This is a genomic window from Pelagibacterium luteolum, assembly GCF_900100665.1.
Taxonomy (GTDB): Bacteria; Pseudomonadota; Alphaproteobacteria; order Rhizobiales; family Devosiaceae; genus Pelagibacterium; species Pelagibacterium luteolum.
The window spans coordinates 5,001-25,811 of the sequence record NZ_FNCS01000001.1; the positions used below are offsets into that span (position 1 = coordinate 5,001).

Annotated in this window: 17 protein-coding genes (1 of these 17 cut by a window edge); 4 read left to right on the plus strand and 13 right to left on the minus strand. The window is 61.2% G+C overall.

Annotated elements, in window-relative coordinates; all coding sequences use genetic code 11:
• On the minus strand, positions 1-315 hold the 5' portion of the coding sequence (locus BLR31_RS00025) for a VOC family protein (RefSeq protein WP_090589351.1). It extends 30 nt beyond the left edge of the window; only the first 315 of its 345 coding nucleotides appear in the window; the start codon lies at positions 313-315; the stop codon falls past the left edge of the window.
• 769 nt (positions 316-1,084) lie between these two features.
• Between BLR31_RS00025 and BLR31_RS00030 the strand changes: the two genes are divergently transcribed.
• Positions 1,085-1,465: a hypothetical protein gene (locus BLR31_RS00030; RefSeq protein WP_090589353.1), complete on the plus strand. Its 381-nt coding sequence runs from the start codon at positions 1,085-1,087 to the stop codon at positions 1,463-1,465.
• 285 nt (positions 1,466-1,750) lie between these two features.
• On the opposite strand, the gene BLR31_RS00035 is transcribed toward BLR31_RS00030, so the two are convergent.
• The 7 genes from BLR31_RS00035 to BLR31_RS00070 form a co-directional block, all read right to left on the minus strand.
• The gene (locus BLR31_RS00035) at positions 1,751-2,686 is read right to left on the minus strand and encodes a GGDEF domain-containing protein (protein WP_090589355.1); all 936 of its coding nucleotides are present in this window, start codon (positions 2,684-2,686) and stop codon (positions 1,751-1,753) included.
• Positions 2,687-3,034: 348 nt separating this feature from the next.
• The gene (clpB, locus tag BLR31_RS00040) at positions 3,035-5,650 is read right to left on the minus strand and encodes an ATP-dependent chaperone ClpB (RefSeq protein WP_090589357.1); all 2,616 of its coding nucleotides are present in this window, start codon (positions 5,648-5,650) and stop codon (positions 3,035-3,037) included.
• 204 nt (positions 5,651-5,854) lie between these two features.
• Positions 5,855-6,565 (minus strand): DUF4167 domain-containing protein, encoded by a 711-nt coding sequence (locus BLR31_RS00045; protein ID WP_090589359.1) that lies wholly within the window; start codon positions 6,563-6,565, stop codon positions 5,855-5,857.
• Positions 6,566-6,915: 350 nt separating this feature from the next.
• Complete coding sequence (gene prmC, locus BLR31_RS00055; RefSeq protein ID WP_090589363.1) at positions 6,916-7,770, minus strand: peptide chain release factor N(5)-glutamine methyltransferase; 855 nt, start codon at positions 7,768-7,770, stop codon at positions 6,916-6,918.
• Positions 7,771-7,787: 17 nt separating this feature from the next.
• Positions 7,788-8,864: a peptide chain release factor 1 gene (gene prfA, locus BLR31_RS00060; protein ID WP_090589365.1), complete on the minus strand. Its 1,077-nt coding sequence runs from the start codon at positions 8,862-8,864 to the stop codon at positions 7,788-7,790.
• Between the two features lie 33 nt (positions 8,865-8,897).
• The gene (gene ptsP, locus BLR31_RS00065) at positions 8,898-11,162 is read right to left on the minus strand and encodes a phosphoenolpyruvate--protein phosphotransferase (RefSeq protein ID WP_090589367.1); all 2,265 of its coding nucleotides are present in this window, start codon (positions 11,160-11,162) and stop codon (positions 8,898-8,900) included.
• 61 nt (positions 11,163-11,223) lie between these two features.
• Positions 11,224-12,483 (minus strand): aspartate kinase, encoded by a 1,260-nt coding sequence (locus BLR31_RS00070; RefSeq protein WP_090589369.1) that lies wholly within the window; start codon positions 12,481-12,483, stop codon positions 11,224-11,226.
• A 177-nt stretch (positions 12,484-12,660) separates the two neighbouring features.
• On the opposite strand from BLR31_RS00070, the gene ubiG reads away from it, so the two are divergent.
• A complete protein-coding gene (ubiG, locus tag BLR31_RS00075; RefSeq protein WP_090589371.1) occupies positions 12,661-13,395 on the plus strand; it encodes a bifunctional 2-polyprenyl-6-hydroxyphenol methylase/3-demethylubiquinol 3-O-methyltransferase UbiG in 735 nt (244 codons plus the stop codon).
• Here ubiG and BLR31_RS00080 read toward each other — a convergent pair.
• The 4 genes from BLR31_RS00080 to BLR31_RS00095 are packed head-to-tail and all read right to left on the minus strand — an operon-like array spanning position 13,392 to position 15,743.
• Complete coding sequence (locus tag BLR31_RS00080; protein ID WP_090589373.1) at positions 13,392-13,814, minus strand: DUF1178 family protein; 423 nt, start codon at positions 13,812-13,814, stop codon at positions 13,392-13,394. The genes ubiG and BLR31_RS00080 overlap by 4 nt on opposite strands.
• Positions 13,811-14,662, minus strand: a complete 852-nt coding sequence (locus tag BLR31_RS00085) for a carbon-nitrogen hydrolase family protein (protein WP_090589375.1) — start codon at positions 14,660-14,662, stop codon at positions 13,811-13,813. The genes BLR31_RS00080 and BLR31_RS00085 overlap by 4 nt, the downstream gene beginning before the upstream one ends.
• Complete coding sequence (gene grxC / locus BLR31_RS00090; protein WP_090589377.1) at positions 14,659-14,919, minus strand: glutaredoxin 3; 261 nt, start codon at positions 14,917-14,919, stop codon at positions 14,659-14,661. The genes BLR31_RS00085 and grxC overlap by 4 nt, the downstream gene beginning before the upstream one ends.
• 32 nt (positions 14,920-14,951) lie before the next feature.
• Entirely contained in the window at positions 14,952-15,743 is a 792-nt protein-coding gene (locus tag BLR31_RS00095; protein WP_090589379.1) for a ComF family protein, read from the minus strand.
• Positions 15,744-15,793: 50 nt separating this feature from the next.
• On the opposite strand from BLR31_RS00095, the gene BLR31_RS00100 reads away from it, so the two are divergent.
• Entirely contained in the window at positions 15,794-16,651 is an 858-nt protein-coding gene (locus BLR31_RS00100) for a class I SAM-dependent methyltransferase (protein WP_090589381.1), read from the plus strand.
• Between the two features lie 220 nt (positions 16,652-16,871).
• Here BLR31_RS00100 and secA read toward each other — a convergent pair whose 3' ends face one another.
• Positions 16,872-19,541, minus strand: a complete 2,670-nt coding sequence (gene secA, locus BLR31_RS00105) for a preprotein translocase subunit SecA (RefSeq protein ID WP_090591887.1) — start codon at positions 19,539-19,541, stop codon at positions 16,872-16,874.
• Between the two features lie 265 nt (positions 19,542-19,806).
• On the opposite strand from secA, the gene BLR31_RS00110 reads away from it, so the two are divergent.
• Positions 19,807-20,754 (plus strand): peptidylprolyl isomerase, encoded by a 948-nt coding sequence (locus BLR31_RS00110; protein WP_090589383.1) that lies wholly within the window; start codon positions 19,807-19,809, stop codon positions 20,752-20,754.
• Positions 20,755-20,811 lie beyond the last annotated feature (57 nt).

Below are 20,811 nucleotides of genomic sequence, written 5' to 3' on the forward strand. Positions count from 1 at the left end.
AAGTTCGTTTCCGCCAGGCTCGCGAAAATGAAATCGCCGCCCACCGGGAAAATCGAACTGCTCGCGGGTGATCACGCCCCCTGCCCCGCGCACCGAGGATTCGGCGGCGTCAATATCGTCGGTGTAGAGGATAACGAGAGGCGGTTTGCGCGCGCCCTCGGCACGAGAGATACCCCCATCCACACCGGCATCCTCGATGCCGAGATAGTCCGGACCGTAGTCGGTGAAGCGCCAGCCGAACGCCGACTGGAAAAAGGCGCGGCTTTCGCCAAGCGCTTCGCTTTCAAATTCCACATAGTCGATGCGCAGGGTCATCAAGGCCTCCCGTATATTTGTTCTTTATATGTTCTCACCGGTCTATTTCAATGTCAACGGGAAATGGGACGCGCCGAAGCGCCCGACGGCGCTATCGCCTCGGGATTTGATGGGAAGACGGCATGGGGCGATGAACGCTCCGTATAGGTAGTAGTATATGAAGCCTCCATCGCCCCATGCGCTCGGTTTTTTGGCGCGTTCGTTTTCTGGAAAGCTAGGTTCAATCCCTGCCGGGTTTCCCCGGTGCGTCACGGGTGTTTCCATGACCGGCTCTGAAAACGTTTCTGCCTCCGCTGGGCGACCCCATCGGACCCGAACCGGCCTGGCGAACATTGTCGGAGCGCCTGAAGGCCGATGAGACCTAGGCTCGGTCCCACGCTCCTTCTTCTCCAACTCTGCCCTCACCGGAAGCTCGTATGCATCCTCGTCTGCGGTGCGGCCGTGAGAGCAAGTATGGGAGCGATTTAGGCACACGGGGATAAGTTTTTGAAAACCGAGCGTAGGCGGCGTGATATGCCGCGGTGACAGGCTTTTCGATGTCGTGCGGATGCCTGGTTGACAGCTTTGTGAAGCGTCGGTGGGCTTACGGTTGGTGTTTGACCACAAGGCTGCCATATGTCGCCGGCTGTAATCTCAAACGGCGGGCTTCCGGCCTGCTTCGGCGGATTTTGGGCAACCATTCCCCGGGGCGCGCGTTTGGAAGCGCGGGGCAAAATCAAAATCAACCGCCCGCACGCCAAGAGGTGTGCGCGTGATTTGGAGCAAAGACATGATGAAATCCTTTGTAGCCGCCGCCGCTCTTGCTGCCGCGCTTGTCGTTCCGGCCTTTGGCCAGGATCTCAACCCCAATGGGACATGGGTTGACCAGTGGGGCACGAGCTTCACGTTTGAATTGTGCGGTGACGGCACCCAGCTTTGCGGAACGCTCAACGATATTCAGGGCGATTCGCGCACCGAGGAAAACCTTGCCTTCGTCGGCCAGGAAGTCGTTCAGGGTAATCTGGTCGGCCCGAACAAGTGGGAAGGCGCAATTGCGCTCAATGGCGGTAACGCCACAGCGACGGTCGAGCAGACCGGCCCGGACACCATCAAGATCACCGGCTGCCAGGCCGCGATCTTCTGTTCGAGCATCGACTACCAGCGCTCGTAATCAGCGTTGCTGAGTGAACCGAAGGGCCGTAGCGAACGCTGCGGCCTTTTCCTTTGCTCCATTTCCACGATTCCCGACTGCACCTCGTACACATGCCACCCATCCGGCGATGGAGGCTGGACCGGCGGCATTGATCGAGCGCGAGATTGTAAAATGAGGGATCATTTCCCGCATTTGTGGAGGTTCTGGTCAAACTACCTGATCGAGGACAATGCCAGCCGAGATCTGCGGCGTTCTTGAAATTGTTTGTCTGGAGGCAGCACGCTCGGCTCGCACCAGCCAGCGTCAGGCGCGAGCGAGCCCAGACGAAGTTCTCTTTTTGGCGTCATAGAGCACCCGATCAGCCGCGATGAACAATTCTTGCGGGTCGGTGTCAGCCTCCTCGGCAAAGGCGAGGCCGACGGACGCGCTGACCGGAAGCAGATCGCCATTCCATGGCGCAGGGCCGCTGAGATATTCCACTTGCCCCAACACCGACCTCTCCATCGTCCTGCGCGAACCAGTCCATGGAAGCAATATCGCAAATTCGTCGCCGCCGATCCGGGAAATCAGACGCGCCTGCGGAAACGCTTCTCGCAGACGTTTCCCAAAAACCATCAGGCACTTATCCCCTGCCGCGTGACCCCAACGGTCGTTAAGCTGCTTGAAACCATCCAAGTCGAGCAAAATCAGCGCGCCGATATTGTCAAGCAGAGGATCATCACTGGACCCATCCAGAAAGCGCTGGAACCGCACCCGGTTGGCGACACCCGTGAGCGGATCGCATTCAGCCTGGACCTTGAGCATCTCCCAGCGCGCATGATCGTCAGTGATGTCTTGTTTCATTCCGTAAAGCGTTTCGGCGCGCCCATTGGAACTGCGCACTGCCGCGTTGATCCGTATCCAGCGCTCCGAGCCGTCGGCGCGAACGATGTTGGCATCCAGCGAGAAGCCACCGCGCGCGTCGATGGCGCGCGATCGCTTGTATGTGAGCAGTTCACGCGACTCCTCAGAGTACATTTCGACTGTAAGCTGGCGTTCGACTACGCGATCGGTCGGCAAGCCAAACATGTCGAACAGCCCCCCGGTCCAACTCAGCCGATCATTGGCCAGATTGCACTCAAAAGCGCCAATCGGGATGATTGATGCCGCTTGCTCATAAAGGTCGAGCGGTGTCGGCTCATCACGTTCCGATACGGTCAGGTCAGCCTCAAAAGCCCTCTTTCGAAACAATTCGTGCATCGACCAATTTCCCGAAACAGCTCGTCCCCTGCCAGCGTTCACCTTTGCATTTCGGGAGTAAATGTAGTGTTTCAAAACGTCTCGAAAAAAGTGGGACGGCCATGCGATATCGAGTTCCCAACCTGCATCCTGGCGCCCGCTTGAAGCCCACAGGAAAGGGCCCCGATAATGGGACAAGATCGTGACAAATCCCTTCTGGCGTCGCCTGCTGAACGCCAACTGTCCACCAGCAAATACCACGGAGGCGGTTTGTCTCTCCACATTCCGACATCCATTACGCTTGGTATGCCACTGAGAATCAAAAAGGCCCCGTTTCCGGGGCCTTTTGCATTCATCGCTATCGATCGACTATTCTGCCGCATGCTCCACGACTTCGCCCTCGATGACCGGCAGGATCAGCAGTCCGCCGTCGCCGGCATCGACCCTGACCGTGCTGCCATCCAGGATGTCGCCGGCCAGGAGTTTTTCGGCCAGTTCGTCCTGAAGGGCGCGCTGGATGACGCGCTTTAGGGGGCGGGCGCCGTAGGCGGGGTCGTAGCCTTCATTGGCCAGCCAATCGCGGGCGGCGTCGGTGACCTCGATGGTGATCTCGCGGGTGTCGAGCAGCTTTTGCAGGCGCTTGAGCTGAATATCGACGATAGCGCCCATCTGGCTGCGTTCGAGCCGGTGGAAGAGCAGGATTTCGTCGATGCGGTTGATGAACTCCGGCCGGAAGGCCGATTTGACCGCGTCGAGCACCTTGCCGCGCACCAATTCCACCGATTCGCCATCGGGCTGGGCGGCGAGATATTCCGAGCCCAGATTGGAGGTCATGATGATCAGCGTGTTGCGGAAATCGACTGTGTTGCCCTGACCATCGGTCAGCCGTCCATCGTCGAGCACCTGCAGGAGCACGTTAAAGACGTCCGGATGGGCCTTTTCGATTTCGTCAAACAGGATCACCTGGTAGGGCCGGCGCCGCACCGCCTCGGTGAGCACCCCGCCTTCGTCATAGCCGACATAGCCCGGAGGTGCGCCGATGAGACGCGCGACGGCGTGCTTTTCCATGAACTCGGACATATCGAGCCGCACCATTGCCGTCTCGTCGTCAAAGAGGAACTGCGCCAGAGCCTTGGTCAACTCGGTCTTGCCGACGCCGGTTGGGCCGAGGAACATGAACGAGCCGATGGGGCGGTTTGGATCCTGCAGGCCGGCCCGCGACCGGCGGACGGCACGCGACACCGCCTCGACGGCTTCGGCCTGGCCGATGACGCGCTTGGCGATTTCGTCTTCCATGCGCAACAGCTTGTCGCGCTCGCCTTCGAGCATCTTGTCGACGGGAACGCCCGTCCAGCGCGAGACGATCTGGGCAATGTGGTTGGGGGTCACCACCTCTTCGACCATATCGGAGCCGGGCTGGGCCTCATGGGCTTCGGCTTCGGCCAACCGGCGTTCGAGATCGGGGATGACGCCATAGGCCAACTCACCAGCCCGCGCGAGATCGCCCCGGCGCTGGGCCAGTTCAAGCTCGGTGCGCGCTGCGTCGAGCTGTTCCTTGAGCTTGGTGCCGCCGGCGAGGCGTTCCTTTTCGGACAGCCAGCGCTGGGTGAGCGCGTCTGATTCTTCCTCGAGGCCGGCCAGCTCGGCTTCGAGGCGGGCGAGACGGGTTTTGGACGCGTCGTCGTCTTCCTTTTTCAGCGCCTCGCGCTCGATCTTCAATTGGATGATGCGGCGATCGAGTTCGTCGAGAGCTTCGGGTTTGCTATCGACGGCCATGCGCAGACGCGCCGAGGCCTCGTCCATCAGATCGATGGCCTTATCGGGGAGGAAGCGATCGGTGATGTAGCGATTCGAGAGGGTCGCAGCAGAGACCAGCGCCGAATCGGAAATGCGGACGCCATGGTGGAGTTCGTATTTTTCCTTCAGCCCGCGCAGGATCGAAATCGTGTCCTCGACGCTGGGCTCGGAAACGAACACCGGCTGGAACCGACGGGCCAGCGCTGCGTCCTTTTCGACGTGCTTTTTGTATTCGTCGAGCGTGGTTGCGCCCACGCAGTGGAGTTCGCCGCGCGCCAGGGCGGGCTTTAGGAGGTTGGACGCATCCATGGCGCCATCGGCCTTGCCGGCGCCGACCAGCGTGTGCATCTCGTCGATGAACAGGATGATCTGGCCGTCGGCGGACTGCACTTCGTTGAGCACGGCCTTGAGGCGCTCCTCGAACTCGCCGCGATATTTCGCGCCGGCGATCAGGGCGCCCATATCGAGGGCGAGGAGGGATTTTTTCTTCAGCGATTCGGGGACGTCGCCATTGACGATGCGCAGGGCGAGACCTTCGGCGATGGCTGTCTTGCCGACGCCGGGTTCGCCGATGAGGACGGGGTTGTTCTTGGTGCGGCGCGAGAGGACCTGGATGGTCCGGCGGATTTCTTCGTCGCGGCCGATGACCGGATCGAGCTTGCCTTCGCGCGCATCCTCGGTGAGGTCACGGGCGTATTTTTTCAAGGCATCATAGGCGTTTTCGGCCGACGCGCTGTCGGCGGTGCGGCCCTTGCGGATGGCTTCGATGGCAGCGTTGAGGCCATTGGCGGTGACGCCGGCGGCAGCAAGAATTTTGCCGGCATCGGTGTCTTTTTCGATCACCATGGCCAGCAGCAGGCGCTCGACGGCGACGAAGCTGTCACCGGCTTTCTGAGCGGCCGATTCGGCGGTGTCGAAGACGCGGGCGAGTTCGCGGCTGAGATAGACCTGACCGTTGTCACCCGAAACCGAAGGGAGCTTTTTGAGCGCCGCTTCAACGGCAGCGCGTACCGCCTTGGAGTCGCCGCCAGCGCGATCGATCAGCCCGGTGGCCATGCCTTCGGTATCGTCGACGAGGACTTTGAGAATATGCAGGGGGGAGAACTGCTGATGGCCGCGCGACAGCGCAAGCTGCTGCGCGCTCTGGATGAAGCCCCGCGTGCGTTCGGTGTATTTTTCGATATTCATCGTTTCAACTCTCCTGTTCTGGCACGTCGCTGCCGCCCGATCCCGGCGCGGAGGCAACGCCCGAAGCGTTGGATTTTATTCTGGATCAGCCCGGCACAAGCGGCACTGATATTGATCAATGCGATATATGGGTGCGACGGGCACAAAGAAAAAGACCGGGCACGGGGCCCGGTCTTTAAATTTTTCGCTCCGCAGGGGTTCAGCCTATTCGGCTGCGGCCTCGCGACCGGCGGTAAGAAATGCCGGCAACTCGCCAACCGTATCGCCTTCACCCTCGGCCTTGCGTGGGCGGCGGGGACGACGGGCACGCTTTGGAGCCTCCTCGTCACCGGCTTCGGCAGTGGCTGCTGCGGGCATAGGCTCGGCTGAAGCCTCGGCGGCTGCGGGTTTGGCTTCGGGGGCTGGTGTTTCGCCACCCTCCTCGCGGTCGCGGCGTGGGCGCCGCTGGCGGCGCTGACGGGGCTCGCGCTGGGCATCGCCCTCGGCGGCTTCCTGCTGGGTGTCACCGGACTGGCGGTCGTTGGACTGCTGGTCTTGCGACTCATTGCCGTTCGCCGCAGCTCCATTGTTGTCGTCCTCGTCCTCATCGGGCGTGGTGTCGACGCTCTGGTCCTGGCGCGGCTGATACTGGGCCTGTGCAGCGAGGATGATGCGCAGATAATGTTCCGCGTGCTGGAGATAATTCTCCGCCATCACATTGTCGCCGACCGACGCGGCATCGCGCGAAAGCTGGGTGTATTTTTCAGCGATATGAGCAGCATTGCCGCGGATTTTCACGTCCGGGCCGTTGCTCTCGTAGTTGCGCGACAAAGGATTGCCGCCGCCGCCACCACGCCGCTGGTTGTTGTTATTGTTATTATTGTTGTTATTCCGGCCGCGCGAACGCTGCTTATTGTTTTGCTGATTTGGTCTCATCTGCTCGCTTCAACACGTTGCGTGAAGGTATGCGCTGTCTTCCTCAGGGCCATCGCGCCGCGAAATTCGGCGGCGGACACAAGCACGACACTCACGACGCCCGTTTCAGGGCCCGCGCCGCGCCGATCGCTCTCTCTGGGTTCCCCAAAAAGGCTGTGTGATCTCCGATCCTCAACGCTGCTGGGGTCGACCTTACCGGGTCGCATCCGCTGCCGGCTTTGATCTGCCGCCGATGTCAGGGTGGAGGCCACCGCGATGAACAAGCACCGCGTCAGCAAGACCAACCTAACCGCATATCCTTTCCATTCCAAGGAAAATCTTGGACGGGGGCCATTTCGCACGCTTCTGTGTCATTTGTGCGCACGAGCCGAAACCATGCGGTCATGGCCGGCAAGGTCCCTGGAAACGGCAATATCGGAAAATCCTGCCGCTTTAAGCAGCGCAGATACGATGTGGGCTTGATCGAAACCGATTTCAAGGATGAGAAATCCGTTGGGGCGGAGATAGCCTGGGGCGTCGTTTGCGATGATGCGATAGGGCTCGGCGCCGTCGGCGCCCCCGTCCAGTGCGCCCATTGGATCATACGCCCTAACGCCGATCTCGAGTGTATTGATAACCGCACTGGCGATGTAGGGCGGGTTGGACACGATGAGGTCGAATTTCGCATCACCAACCGACGAAAACCAATCGCCCTGTCGGGCCTCGAAACGATCGGAAAGGCCCAGAGCGGTAGCGTTGGCGCGGGCCTGAACAAGGGCTTCGGGGGCAAGGTCGATGCCCAGCGCGGTCGCGTTCGGACTATTTGCGAGAAGCGAAAGCGCGATGCAGCCGGTTCCTGTGCCCAGATCAAGAATGCGGGGGGTTGGCACATGGGCCAGGGCCCCCAGCCCATGATCCACGAGCATTTCGGTTTCCGGCCGCGGGATCAATGTCGCGGCATTGAGACCGAAGGAAAGGCCGTAAAATTCTTGCGTGCCGAGGATGCGCGCGAGGGGTTCCCCCTGCTCGCGCCGGACCACAACGGCCTCAAGCGCGGCATGTTTTTCCTGCGGAAAACCATCGCCTTCACGCGCGATCAACTGCATTTCGTCGAGATCGAGAACGTGCCGGACGAGCAAGCGCGCATCGAGCGCAGCAGACGCGATGCCACAGGCAGCGAGCCGATCGCGAAGCGTACGCCATGCTTGACCGAGTGTTTGTGTCATCGGGAGGCGGGCCGCCCCTAGGCGCCCTGCTCCATCGCGGCGAGTTGTGCAGCCTGATTTTCGGTGATCAGCGCATCGATCACATCGCCGAGGGCTTCGCCGGTGATGATCTGGGGCAGCTTGTATAGGGTGAGGTTGATCCGGTGGTCGGTCACACGCCCTTGCGGGAAATTGTAGGTTCGAATGCGTTCAGAGCGATCGCCCGATCCGACCTGCGTTTTTCGCGCTTCAGCGCGTTCGGAGGACGCCTTCTGATCCTGTTCGTCAAACAGGCGGGCCCGCAAAACCTTCATCGCGTTGGCCCGGTTCTGGTGCTGCGATTTTTCCGCCGACGTTACGACAATGCCGGTGGGAATGTGGGTGATGCGAACCGCCGAATCGGTCGTGTTGACGTGCTGTCCGCCCGCGCCCGAAGCACGCATGGTGTCGATGCGGATGTCCTCGGGACGGATTTCGATATCGATGTCTTCGACCTCGGGAAGTACGGCGACGGTCGCCGCGGAGGTGTGAATACGGCCCGAAGCCTCGGTATCGGGCACGCGCTGAACACGGTGCACGCCCGATTCGTATTTGAGCTTGGAGAAAACCCCTGCCCCTGAGACGTTGGCGATGATTTCCTTATAGCCCCCGGCGTCACCCTCGGATGCTTCCATGACGGCGACTTTCCAGCCCTGATCCTGGGCGTAGCGCTGATACATGCGAAACAGATCGCCGGCGAAAAGCGCCGCTTCGTCGCCGCCGGTGCCGGCGCGGACTTCCAGGATTGCGCTTTTTTCGTCCGCCGCATCCTTGGGCAGCAACAGAATGCGGATTTCCTGGAACAGGGCTTCGATCTTTTCCTTGAGTTCGCCCATCTCCTCATAGGCAAGCTCGGCCATTTCCTTGTCGCCGGACTTGTAAAGTTCCTCAGCGCCCTCGAGATCGGCCAGGGCGGCGCGATATTCGCGCACTTTGGCCACCATCGGCGAGAGCTCGGCGTATTCCTTGGACAGCTCGACATATTTTTCGGGATCGGGACTCGCGCTCATGGCGTGTTCGATCGAATCGAAACGGCGTTCGAGGGCGTCGAGCTTGTCTGTGGGCAATCCTGCCATGGCGCTATTCCGGTCGAATGAGGAGGATGGCGGCTAAACCGCGATCGAATGGCGTTCGGCAAACTCGGTCAGCACTTCGCGCGCCGACCCGTCCGTCTCGCCATTTTCGAGATAGTGGTTCATTTCGGCCCTGAGCGCTGCAAGGTCAAGCCCAAGGACCATTTCCTTGATCGGACCGATCGAAGATGCGCCCATCGAAAGACGCGTCATCCCGATGGACAACAAGGCCAGCGCTTCCACCGGTCGTCCCGCCAATTCCCCGCACATGGTGACGGGCTTGCCGAACTTGGCTGCCGCATCGACGATGAGTTTGAGCGCGCGCAGACGCGGCCGCCCAATGGCATCGTAATTACGGGCGACGCGCGGATTGGCGCGATCTGCGGCGGTCAGAAACTGAATAAGGTCGTTGGACCCGATCGATATGAAGTCCGTTTCTGGCAGCAAATGGTCGAGTTCGAACAGCAATGACGGCACTTCGATCATTGCACCGATCTCGAGCGTCGTCGGTGGCGCAATGCCAAGGCGCGGCAGGCGTTCGACCTCGCGCAGGATGAAGCGCTTGACCTTCAAAAATTCGACGGTCTCGGTGACCATGGGGACAAGCAATTTAAGCGGCAACCCGGCCGATGCCTGCAGCAATGCGCGCACCTGGGTGCGCAACAGGGCAGGCCGGTCCAGCGCGAGACGAAGCGAACGCCAGCCCATGGCCGGGTTTTCTTCGGCCTGGGAGCGCATATAGGGCACGACCTTGTCGCCGCCTATATCGAGCAAGCGAAAGACGATGGGCTTGCCACCGGCCAGTCGCAGCGCTTCGGAATAGAGCTCGACCTGATCTTTGACGCGCGGCATCTTGGACGCGATCATGAATTGCAGTTCGGTTCGGAACAGTCCCACGCCATCCGCGCCTGTCTCCTCAAGCGCCGGCATATCGGCCAGCAGGCCCGAATTGTGCAGCAATGTGATCCGCGTACCGTCACGGGTAATCGGGAGCGTGTCGCGCAAGGCAGCATAATGGGCGCGCCGCTTAGCGGACAGGCGCACCTTGTCGATATAGGTCGCCTCGATATCGGGCGTAGGCCGCAAATGGACGGCGCCCGAAAACCCATCGACGATAATGTCGTCGCCGGCTTCGCTCATCGAGACGATGTTTTCCGCCTGCCCGACGGCAACGAGCCCCACCGAACGCGCCACGATGGCAACATGCGCGGTGGCTGCGCCGTCTTCGAGGACGACGGCCCTGAGCTTGGTCCTGTCGTATTCGAGAAGATCGGCGGGGCCCATATTGCGCGCCACGAGCACCGCATTCTCGGGCAGTTCCTTGCCGAGCCCGGTGCTCTTACCAATCAGGATGCGCAGCAGCCGATTGGCGAGATCGTCGAGATCGTGCAGGCGTTCACGGATATAAGGATCGGTCTGGCGCAGCATGCGCGCGCGCGTATCGTTTTGAACGCGCTCGACGGCGGCTTCGGCGGTGAGGCCGGAATCGATCGCCTCCTCCAAGCGGCGCACCCAGCCACGATCATGGGCGAACATCCTGTAGCTTTCGAGGATTTCGCGGTGATCGGACTGGATCTGCATATCGCCGGAATTGAGCAATTCGTCGATCGAAACGCGCATGGTCTTGAGCGCTTCGTCGAGCTTGAGCTTTTCGGCGTCGGTATCGTCGGCAACGAAATTGGTGACGATGACGCGCGGGTCGTGAAGGACCACCTGGCCGAGCGCGATGCCTTCGGAAAAGCCGATGCCCTCAAACATGCGCGGACGGCGCAGATCGATATCGGAACCGGGTTTGACGAGCGAATCGAAATCGGCGGTCGAGATCATTTCGGCCATCAGCGTGGCGGTGGTCAAAAGCGCTTCGGTTTCGTCCTCGCCATAGACCCGGCGTTCCGAATTCTGGACGACGAGGACGCCGAGCGTCTGCCCGGCGCGCAGCACGGGCACGCCGAGGAATGAAAAGAACGGGTCTTCGCCGGTTTCCGGGCGATAGGCGAAGGAGGGATGCTCGGGCGCGTTTTGCAGGCTCAGAGGTTCCGCCTCGGCAGCGATGAGGCCGACAAGGCCCTCGCCCAGACGCAGCGTCGTGATGTGGACGGCGTCGCGGCGCAGGCCGTGGGTGGCAAAGAGCTCGAGCGCGCTGTCGTCTCGCAGGACGTAAAACGAGCACACATCGGCGCGCATGTTCTCGGCGATGAGATCGACGATCTTGTCCAACCGCTCCTGGCTGGCCAGAGGTTCGGCCATGGTTTCGCGCAACTGGCGCAAAAGCACCCGCGGTCCGCCAATCGCTGTCACCATAACTGCTCGCCCGGCGGAGTGGCCCCGCCTGTTGTTTCGCCCGGGACCGGCAGGCTGTCGATCAGCTCCCGGTCTTGTCCAGACCGTAATAGGTATGGAGCGCCCGAACTGCAAGCTCTGCATATTCCTCATCGATGAGGACCGAGGTCTTGATTTCGGAGGTGGTGATCAACTGGATGTTGATTCCCTTGTCCGAAAGCGCCCGGAACATCGAGGCGGCAACGCCCGCATGGCTGCGCATGCCGACGCCGACGACGGAAATCTTGGCGCCGCCCTTGGAGCCGGAAATCGACTCGTATTCAAGATCGGGCGCATTGCGCAGGACCTTCATCGCCTTGTCGAATTCGCTGTCAGGCACAGTGAAGGTGATGTCGGTGATCTGACCGTCATCGGAAATGTTCTGGACGATCATGTCGACGACGATGCGCGCATCGGCGAGCGGGCCGAAGACGGCTGCGGCGACGCCGGGCTTGTCCTTGACCTTGCGCAAGGTGATCTTGGCCTCGGCCCTGGCAAGGGTCACGCCTGAAACGATCTGCTTTTCCATGATCTCATCCTCATCGCACACGAGCGTGCCGGTCTGGCCCCACTCCGATCCGGGAGCGTTGCCGATATTGGGGTCTTCAAACGTCGAACGTACGACGAGGCGCACGCCCTGGGCCATGGCCAGTTCCACCGAGCGGGTCTGCAGCACTTTGGCGCCGAGCGAGGCCATTTCGAGCATTTCTTCAAACGAAACGCGTTCGAGGCGGCGCGCCTTGGGGGCGATGCGGGGGTCGGTGGTATAGACGCCATCGACGTCGGTATAGATGTCGCAACGATCGGCCTTGACCGCAGCGGCGACGGCGACGGCGGAGGTGTCCGAGCCGCCGCGACCGAGCGTCGTGATGCGTTTTTTTTCCGAGACACCCTGGAAGCCGGTGACGACCGGCACCCAGCCCGAACTCATGCGATCGTTGAGATTTTTGGGGTCGATATCGACGATGCGCGCCGAACCGTGCGCGTCATCGGTCTTGATGGGCACCTGCCAGCCGGCATAGGAGCGCGACTGGATGCCCATCTCGCCGAGGACGATGGCCATGAGGCCAGCGGTCACCTGTTCGCCCGAGGCGACGACGGCGTCGTATTCGCGCGCGTCGTGCATGGGCGCGGCTTCAGCGCACCAGCCGACAAGCTCGTTGGTCTTGCCCGACATGGCGGAGACGACGACAGCGACCTCGTGGCCGGCATCGACCTCGCGCTTGACGTGCTGGGCTGCCTGCCGGATTCGCTCGACATTGGCGACCGAGGTGCCGCCGAACTTCATCACAATACGCGCCATCGCGAAGTCCTGAACCAAAGGGGACAAACGACCGTAACGCAAAGTACGGCTTCGTGGCGCGTGGAGTGCCACAAAGCGGAGGCGCTGGCAATATCGATGATGGGCGCTGCGACCTCGATGCGCTTGACTTGGAAGCGGTGCGGCGTCACCTGTGGACCAACCCAATGAGGAAGCCTGATGAGCACCACGATCAGCCCCGACGAGATCGGCAAGTTCCACAAGATGGCCGAGGAATGGTGGGACCCCAACGGCAAGTTCAAGCCGCTGCACAAGTTCAACCCGGTTCGGCTGGCCTATATCCGCGAGAAGGTGCTGACGCATTTCGGGCGCGATGGGGCCTCGCTGCGGCCATTCGAGGGGCTGCGCATCCTCGATATCGGATGTGGCGGGGGGTTGTTGTGCGAGCCTATGGCGCGTCTGGGGGCCACGGTCGTGGGTGCCGATGCGGGCGAAAAGAACGTCAAGATCGCAGCGCTCCATGCCGAACAGTCGGGCCTCGATATCGACTATCGCGCGACGACGTCGGAGGATCTGGCCGCCGCGGGCGAGCAGTTCGACATCGTGCTCAACATGGAAGTCGTCGAGCACGTGGCAGACGTACCGCTGTACCTCAAGAGCTGCTGCGATCTGGTGAAACCGGGTGGACTGATGTTCGTCGCGACGATCAACCGGACGGCGCGGGCCTATGCCTTGGCGATCGTCGGCGCCGAGCGCGTGTTACGCTGGTTGCCAAAAGGTACGCACAGCTACGAAAAGCTGGTGACGCCCGAAGAAATCACGTCGGTGACGAAGCGCAACGGCATGACTGTCCTCGACAAGACCGGCGTCACGTTCAACCCGCTCCGCAACGAATGGGTCAAGAGCCGCGACATGGCGGTCAACTACATGCTGCTGTTGGAAAAGCCGCTCTAATTGTGCTCGTCGGGCACGGGCGGGAGGGGCATGAAGTCGATGCCTTCATCGATCAGGCTCGAAACTTCGTCCCTTGTGGCTTCTCCGTAAATGCCGCGGGCTTCGGCTTCCTCGTAATGGATCTTGCGCGCTTCCTCGGCGAATTTGTCGCCGACGTAATCGGCGCTCTCGGTCATCTTCTGACGTAGGGCGCGCAGAGCCTCGCGGTATTTGGACTGTTCGGGATGGCCACTTGAGAGCGAGACCTTGTCGCGAGAGGGCGAGACTGCCGGCGCCATCAGGGCTTTTTCGATTTTGGTCGAATTGCACATCGGGCAGGTCAAAATCCCGCGCGCCGCCTGATCTTCATAGGCATCGGCGTTGCGGAACCAGGCGTCGAATTTGTGGTGTGCGTCGCAGGTGAGCGTATATTGGATCACCGCAGATTTCCTTGTCCGGGCAGTTCAGCGAGCGAAAATTCGCGCCAGTTGGCCAGCGCCGGCACCCTTTGCCGCGCCGCGGCGACGGCGTCAAGATCGAGGTTGGCAACGACAAGGCCCGGCAGGTCGCCCTTCGCTTCGGCAATCACCTCACCCCATGGCGCAACAACCAGAGAATGGCCATAAGTGGACCGCCCATTGGCGTGATGTCCGCCTTGCGCTGCGGCAAGAACGAAACAACCCGTCTCAATGGCGCGGGCACGCAACAGCACATGCCAGTGCGCCTCGCCGGTTGGCACGGTGAAGGCCGCAGGCACCGCAATCACCTGAGCGCCGGCTTGGGCGAGTGCACGATAGAGCCCTGCAAAGCGCATATCGTAGCAGATCGAAAAGCCGAGCTTGAAATGGTCGGTATCGACGACAACGGCGCGATCGCCGCCAGCATAGGTGGCGCTTTCGCGATAGGCGTTGATGCCCGGGAGATCGGCGTCGAACAGATGAATCTTGTCGTAGGTCGCAACGACTTCGCCATGCGGATCGAACAGCACAGAGCGGTTCGCGAACCGCCCGTCTTCGAGCGCGATGGCAAGGGAGCCGATGTGGAGATAGAGCTGGTTGGCGCGCGCAACTTCGGCGAGCCGCGTGATGGCCGGATTATTCTCCCAGGCCCTTGCACGCTCCCGTAGCCCTTCGCGATTTTCGGCAAAGACGATGGACATCTCGGGGGTCAGCACATAACGCGCGCCAGCCTCGCGCGCTTCGGCGGCCCGCAGTTCGATTTCGGCGAGATTGGCCTCTGCCTCCATGCCCGAATTCATCTGGACAAGGGCAATGGTGATCGTGCTCACGCTGCACCCTCAAGAAGCGGCTCGAGCCTGCCCTGCCGATCGAGCGCGGCGAGATCGTCATAGCCACCCACATGCGTCGTCCCGACGAATATCTGGGGTACCGTACGGCGCCCATGGGCGCGCTGGGTCATGGCCGCGCGCAATTCAGGATCGAGCACCGTGATCTCGTCATAGGAAACGCCCTTGTCGTTCAACAATGCCTTGGCGGCGTGGCAATAAGGGCAAGTCGGGGTCGTATAGATTTCGACCTTGATCATTTCGCATTCCGGCTCCTCGTGGATTGGGACAATTATACTGTCATATCGGCGTCGAAGACAACGCGGGCGAAACTAAGCACATCGACCGAGACAACCCCGGCGCGCTTGAGCGCCTTGGATATCGCCGAGACTGTCGCGCCCGTGGTCAGGACATCATCGACAAGCACAACGCGCTTGCCACCCAGACGATGCATTTGCGCGAGATTGACGCGGAACGCGCCCTCGACATTGCGCGAGCGCTGCTGGGCATTGAGTCCGACCTGCTGGTTCGTGCGCCGGTGACGTATTACCAGATCGGTATTCATGGGAACGTTTGCAAGGCGTGAGAGCGCGCGGGCCAGTTCTGCCGACTGGTTGTAGCGACGCGAGCGCTGGCGCGACGGGTGCAGCGGAACCGGGACGAGAACGGCATCGGGCCCTAAAAGTTCGTGCCCCGCCAGCCCCATCATGCGCGCGCACAGCAGTGCGATTTCCGGCCTGTCGGAGTATTTCATCTTGGAGACGAGTTTTCGCGCCAGATCGGTGTAAGCCACAGCCGACCGGGCGCGGTCGAAGGGCGGTGGATTTGCGATCGCCTGTACGGAAAGCCCCTGCCCCATGTCGCTGGCAAAAGGCAGGCCGAGGACCGGGCAAAGCGGTGCAGAGATGGGCACCAACTGTCCCCAGCATTTCGGGCAGACCGTATCTGGCACAGCCACGGCTTCAAGGCAGCAAAGGCAAGCTGGCGGAAACGCGGTGTCGAGGACGAGCGCACCGATCGCTGCGAGTCCCACCCGCAGCCGCGCCCCAAGACCTATTTTGACAAGCCCCGCATCCCTCTCCATAAGGACCGATCATTGCATGACGCGTTGTCCAGCGCCATATCAGGCCCAATATGACCCAGCCTTCCCTTGTTTTTGACCGCGACCGTCTCAAATCCAATTTTGCAAAACGTATGCCCGGTCCCGATTTCATCTCGGACATGGTGGCTGCCGACCTCGCCGACAGGCTGGCCCCCGTGACGCGCGACTTCTCACGCGCGCTGATCATCGGCCCGGCTCTTGATCTGCTGCCGACGCAGTCGGCGTCCGCCAATGGCCCCATCGTCTTCGAGCGCCTGGCGACACTCTCGGGAGCGCCGGACACGACCGTGGATCCCGAAGATCTGGCACTGCCCCGCAAGGACTACGACCTGATCGTTTCCCTGCTCGATCTGCAGACAGTCAACGACGTTCCGGGCTTTTTGACGCGACTGCGCGAACATCTGACCGGCGACGGCCTGTTGATTGCGGCCGCCATCGGTGGGCGCACCCTGACCGAGTTGCGTGATGCCTTTCTTGCAGCCGACGTGGAAATCCTTGGGGGCGTTGCACCGCGCGTTGCGCCGATGATCGACGTGCGGGACGCTGGCGGTCTGTTGCAGCGTGCCGGCTTCGCGCTGCCCGTGACCGATCTCGAAACCCACACCGTGCGCTACGGCTCGCCGCTAAAGCTGTTTGACGAATTGCGCGCGCTGGGCGCCACGAACCCGCTCTGGGAGCGAGACAAGCGACTGCTGACGCCGCGGCACTTGATGCGCGCCGCGGAGATTTACGCCGAACGGTTTGGCGATCCCGACGGGCGCGTGCGCGCCACGCTCGAAATTTTATGGCTATCGGGTTGGGCGCCCCATGAGAGCCAGCAAAAACCGCTCAGGCCCGGAAGCGCCCAGAAAAGCCTGCGCGATGTGCTTGGTGACAAGGCCGAAAAATAGCTATTGAGCGCCCGGCGGAAAACCTTCGCCGGCACGCCCCGCGTGGCGCACTCCGGCTCGGTCCTGAAAGGGCAGTCCCCAAGATATCGATCTTGCGATCGGCAATAAGTTGAGCACGACGCACGCGCTCATTCAAACTTTAGTGCACGCGAACGTTAACAAACAAAAACCCCGGCGCCAAGAAACGCCGGGGTTTGTCATTTGGGGCCTGCCTAGCGGTCTAGAAAGCGCCGTGGCAGTGCTTGAACTTCTTGCCCGAGCCGCATGGGCACGGATCGTTCCTGCGCGTGGTCGCCATCTGCTCGGGGGTCAACGCCCCTGCTGGCGTGTCGTCGCCCACTTCGTTTTCCCCAGTGACGGGATCGATATGGGTTTCACGCAATTGGGCCTGATCGGGTGCCTGCGGCGGGGTCGGACGCAGTTCGAAGTGGCTCATCTGTGTGGTGACCAGCTCGCGCAGATTGGCGAGAAGCTGGGCGAAGAGCTCGAAGGCCTCCTGCTTGTATTCGTTGAGCGGATCGCGCTGGGCGAGACCACGCCAGCCGACCACCTTGGAGAGGTGATCGAGAGTGATCAGGTGCTCGCGCCAGAGGCCATCGATCGACTGGAGCACGAAGCTCTTTTCGATCTGGCGCATATTTTCAGGTCCGACACGCGCCGCCTTCGCGGCGGCATGCTCGTCGGCCATGTTCGTCAGGCGTTCGCGCAGGACTTCGACGTCCATGCCCTCTTCGTCGATCCATGCGGCCAGTGGCGGTTCGATGCCGAGGTAGGTTTTGCACGCCGCACCCAGCTGCTCGATATTCCACTGTTCCGGATAGGAGCGGTCCGGACACGACTTGCCGATCAGCGAGTCCACGACGTCGTGGCGCATTTCGGCAATGGTCTCGGTCACCGTTTCGGAATCCATCAGCTCGAGACGCTGCTCAAAGATCACCTTGCGCTGATCGTTCATCACGTCGTCGTATTTGAGGATGTTCTTGCGGATGTCGAAATTGTGCGCCTCGACGCGGGTCTGGGCGCGCTCGATGGCCTTGGTGACCATGGCGTCGGAGATGGATTCGCCATCCTTGAGGCCAAGCGAGGTCAGAACCTTTTCCATGCGCTCGGGAAAGAACCGGCGCATCAGATCGTCCTGAAGCGAAACGAAGAACTTTGAGCGTCCTGGATCGCCCTGACGGCCGGAACGACCGCGGAGCTGGTTGTCGATACGGCGCGATTCATGACGCTCGGTGCCGATCACCATCAAGCCGCCGGCAGCCAGCGCCTCTTTCTTCTTTTCTTCGATCTCGGCCTTGATCTGGGCGGTCTTGGCGGCGAGTTCGTCACCCTCGAGGCCCTCGGCCTCGTTGCTCAGGCGCATCTCGAGATTGCCGCCGAGCTGAATGTCGGTACCACGTCCGGCCATGTTGGTCGCAATGGTGATCGCGCCCGGCACGCCGGCCTCGGCAATGATCTGCGCTTCCTGTTCGTGGTGGCGGGCGTTGAGGATCGCGACGTCCTTGATGCCCTTCTTTTTCAGGTGGTCGGCGAGCATTTCGGACCGCTCGATGGACGTCGTGCCCACCAGCACCGGCTGGTTGCGCTCACGACAGGCAACGACTTCATTTGTGATGGCGTCGAATTTTTCCTCGACCGAGCGATAGATCTGGTCGTTCTCATCGATACGCGCGATCTGCACGTTGGTGGGAACGGTCACCACATCGAGCTTGTAGATATCGGCAAATTCGCTGGCTTCGGTGTCTGCCGTACCGGTCATGCCGGCGAGCTTTTTATAGAGACGGAAATAATTCTGGAACGTGATGGACGCCAGCGTCTGGTTTTCAGGCTGGACCTTGGCGCCTTCCTTGGCTTCGAGCGCCTGGTGCAGGCCCTCGGAGAACCGCCGGCCCGGCATCATGCGTCCGGTGAACTCATCGATGATCACCACCTGGTCGTCGCGGACGATGTAGTCCTTGTCGCGGGTGAAGATCTTGTGCGCCTTGAGAGCGGAATTGAGGTGATGGACGATCGAAACATTGTCGATGTCGTAGAGCGAGCCGCCCTTGATGACCTCGTCGCGGGTCAGGATTTCTTCGAGCTTTTCGATGCCCTCGTCGGTCAGCGTCGCGGCACGGTGCTTTTCATCGATCGTGTAATCCTCTTCGGTGAGAAGCGGGATGTATTTGTCGATCGATTTGTAGAGCTCCGAGCGGTCCTGGGAGGGGCCCGAAATGATCAACGGCGTACGCGCCTCATCGATAAGGATCGAATCCACTTCGTCGACGATCGCGTAATTGTGGTCGCGCTGCACCATCTGCGAACGGGTATATTTCATATTGTCGCGCAGATAGTCGAAGCCGAACTCGTTGTTGGTGCCGTAGGTGATGTCGGCATCATAGGCGGCCTTGCGTTCGGCATCGCTGACGCCGTGCACGATGACGCCCACCGAAAGGCCGAGGAAATTGTAGAGCTTACCCATCCACTGGGAGTCGCGGCGGGCGAGGTAGTCGTTGACGGTAACGACGTGGACGCCTTTTTCCTCAAGGGCGTTGAGATAGGCGGCGAGTGTCGCCACCAGCGTCTTGCCTTCACCCGTACGCATCTCGGTGATGGCGTGCTCGTTGAGAACCATGCCGCCGATGAGCTGCACGTCGAAATGCCGCATACCGAGAGCGCGCTTGGAGCCTTCGCGGACCGTCGCAAAGGCCGGGATGATGATATCTGCGAGCTTGCCGCCATTGCGAAGCTGTTGGCGGAATTCTTCGGTCTTGGCGCGCAATTGCTCGTCCGTGAGTTTTTCAAACTCGGGTTCGAGCGCGTTTATCGCCTCCACATTCGACTGGTAGCGTCGGACGCGCCGGTCGTTGGCCGAGCCGAAGAACTTCTTGGCGAGCGCAGCAAAAGCCATGAATGTCGTCCTTAGAACCTTGAGTTGTGCATGATGGGTGGCCGTGCGGCGCCCCGAACCGGCCATGATCTAAGCAAAGCGGCAGGGACGGAGCGCGTGCCACCGGGGCACGAGAAATCGTTGGCAGGAGATGTAAGAGCGCCACCAAGGCTTGTCAACGTTGCCAAAATCCGCCAAACCACCGCCAAAGTCTGGGCTTAAACGCTGGCGCGGACGATTGGTTCGGGTGGGGGACCCGTTCGGACAAACAAGGAGAGAACACCTCATGTCCTTCAAGCTTGCCGCTTCGGCGGTCGACGTGCTGCGCGCCGCTCTGGTTCCGGCGGCCCTGGCGCTGCCGCTTCTGGCAGTGCCGATGGTCGCTCAGGCGCAAGACGAAACGCCTCCCGCAACCGAAGAAGCCGCTCCAGCACCTGCGGAAGCCGCGCCTGCCCCAGAGCCTGTAGCGCCTGAAACCGTAATCGCGTCGGTCGGTGGCGAAGATATCACCGAGGGTGACCTGCTTCTGGCAGCAGAAGAACTGACCGCAGAATTGCAGTCGGTGCCTGCCGACCAGCGTCGCGCATTCCTTTTGACCGTCCTGATCGACATGAAGCTGATGGCCGGCGCAGCCCGTGAAAATGGTCTGGGCGACACCGAAGATTTCACACGCCGTCTCGCCTATCTCGAAGATCAGGCTCTGCGTCGCGCGTTCTTCAACGACATCGTCGAGACCCAGGTGACCGAAGAGGCCATCAACGCCGCTTATGAAGAACTGGCCGCCGAATTTACGCCAGAACCCGAAGTGCGCGCGCGCCATATCCTCGTGGAAACCGAGGAAGAAGCCAATTCGATCCGCGCGGAAATCGAAGGCGGCATGTCCTTTGAGGATGCCGCAGCGGAATACGGTACGGACGGCACCAGCGCCACGGGTGGCGATCTGGGCTATTTCGGTGCCGGCATGATGGTACCCGAATTTGAGGAAGCTGCGTTTGCCATGGAAGTCGGTGAACTCTCCCAGCCCGTTCAGTCCCAGTTCGGCTGGCACTTGATCCAGCTCGAAGACAGCCGTCTGTCCGCAGCGCCTCCCATCGAGCAGGTTCGCCAGCAGGTGGCCCAGCAGGTGCTCTACGAAAGCTATGAAGCCGCTATCGAAAACATCCGCGCCGATACCGAAGTGACCATCACCGACGAGGCGCTGGCCGCCGAAGTCGAGGCTCAGGGCGGTCTCTGATACCAGCCCGATAAACCAAGCTTTCGAACCCCGGCCACTGGTCGGGGTTCTTTTTAG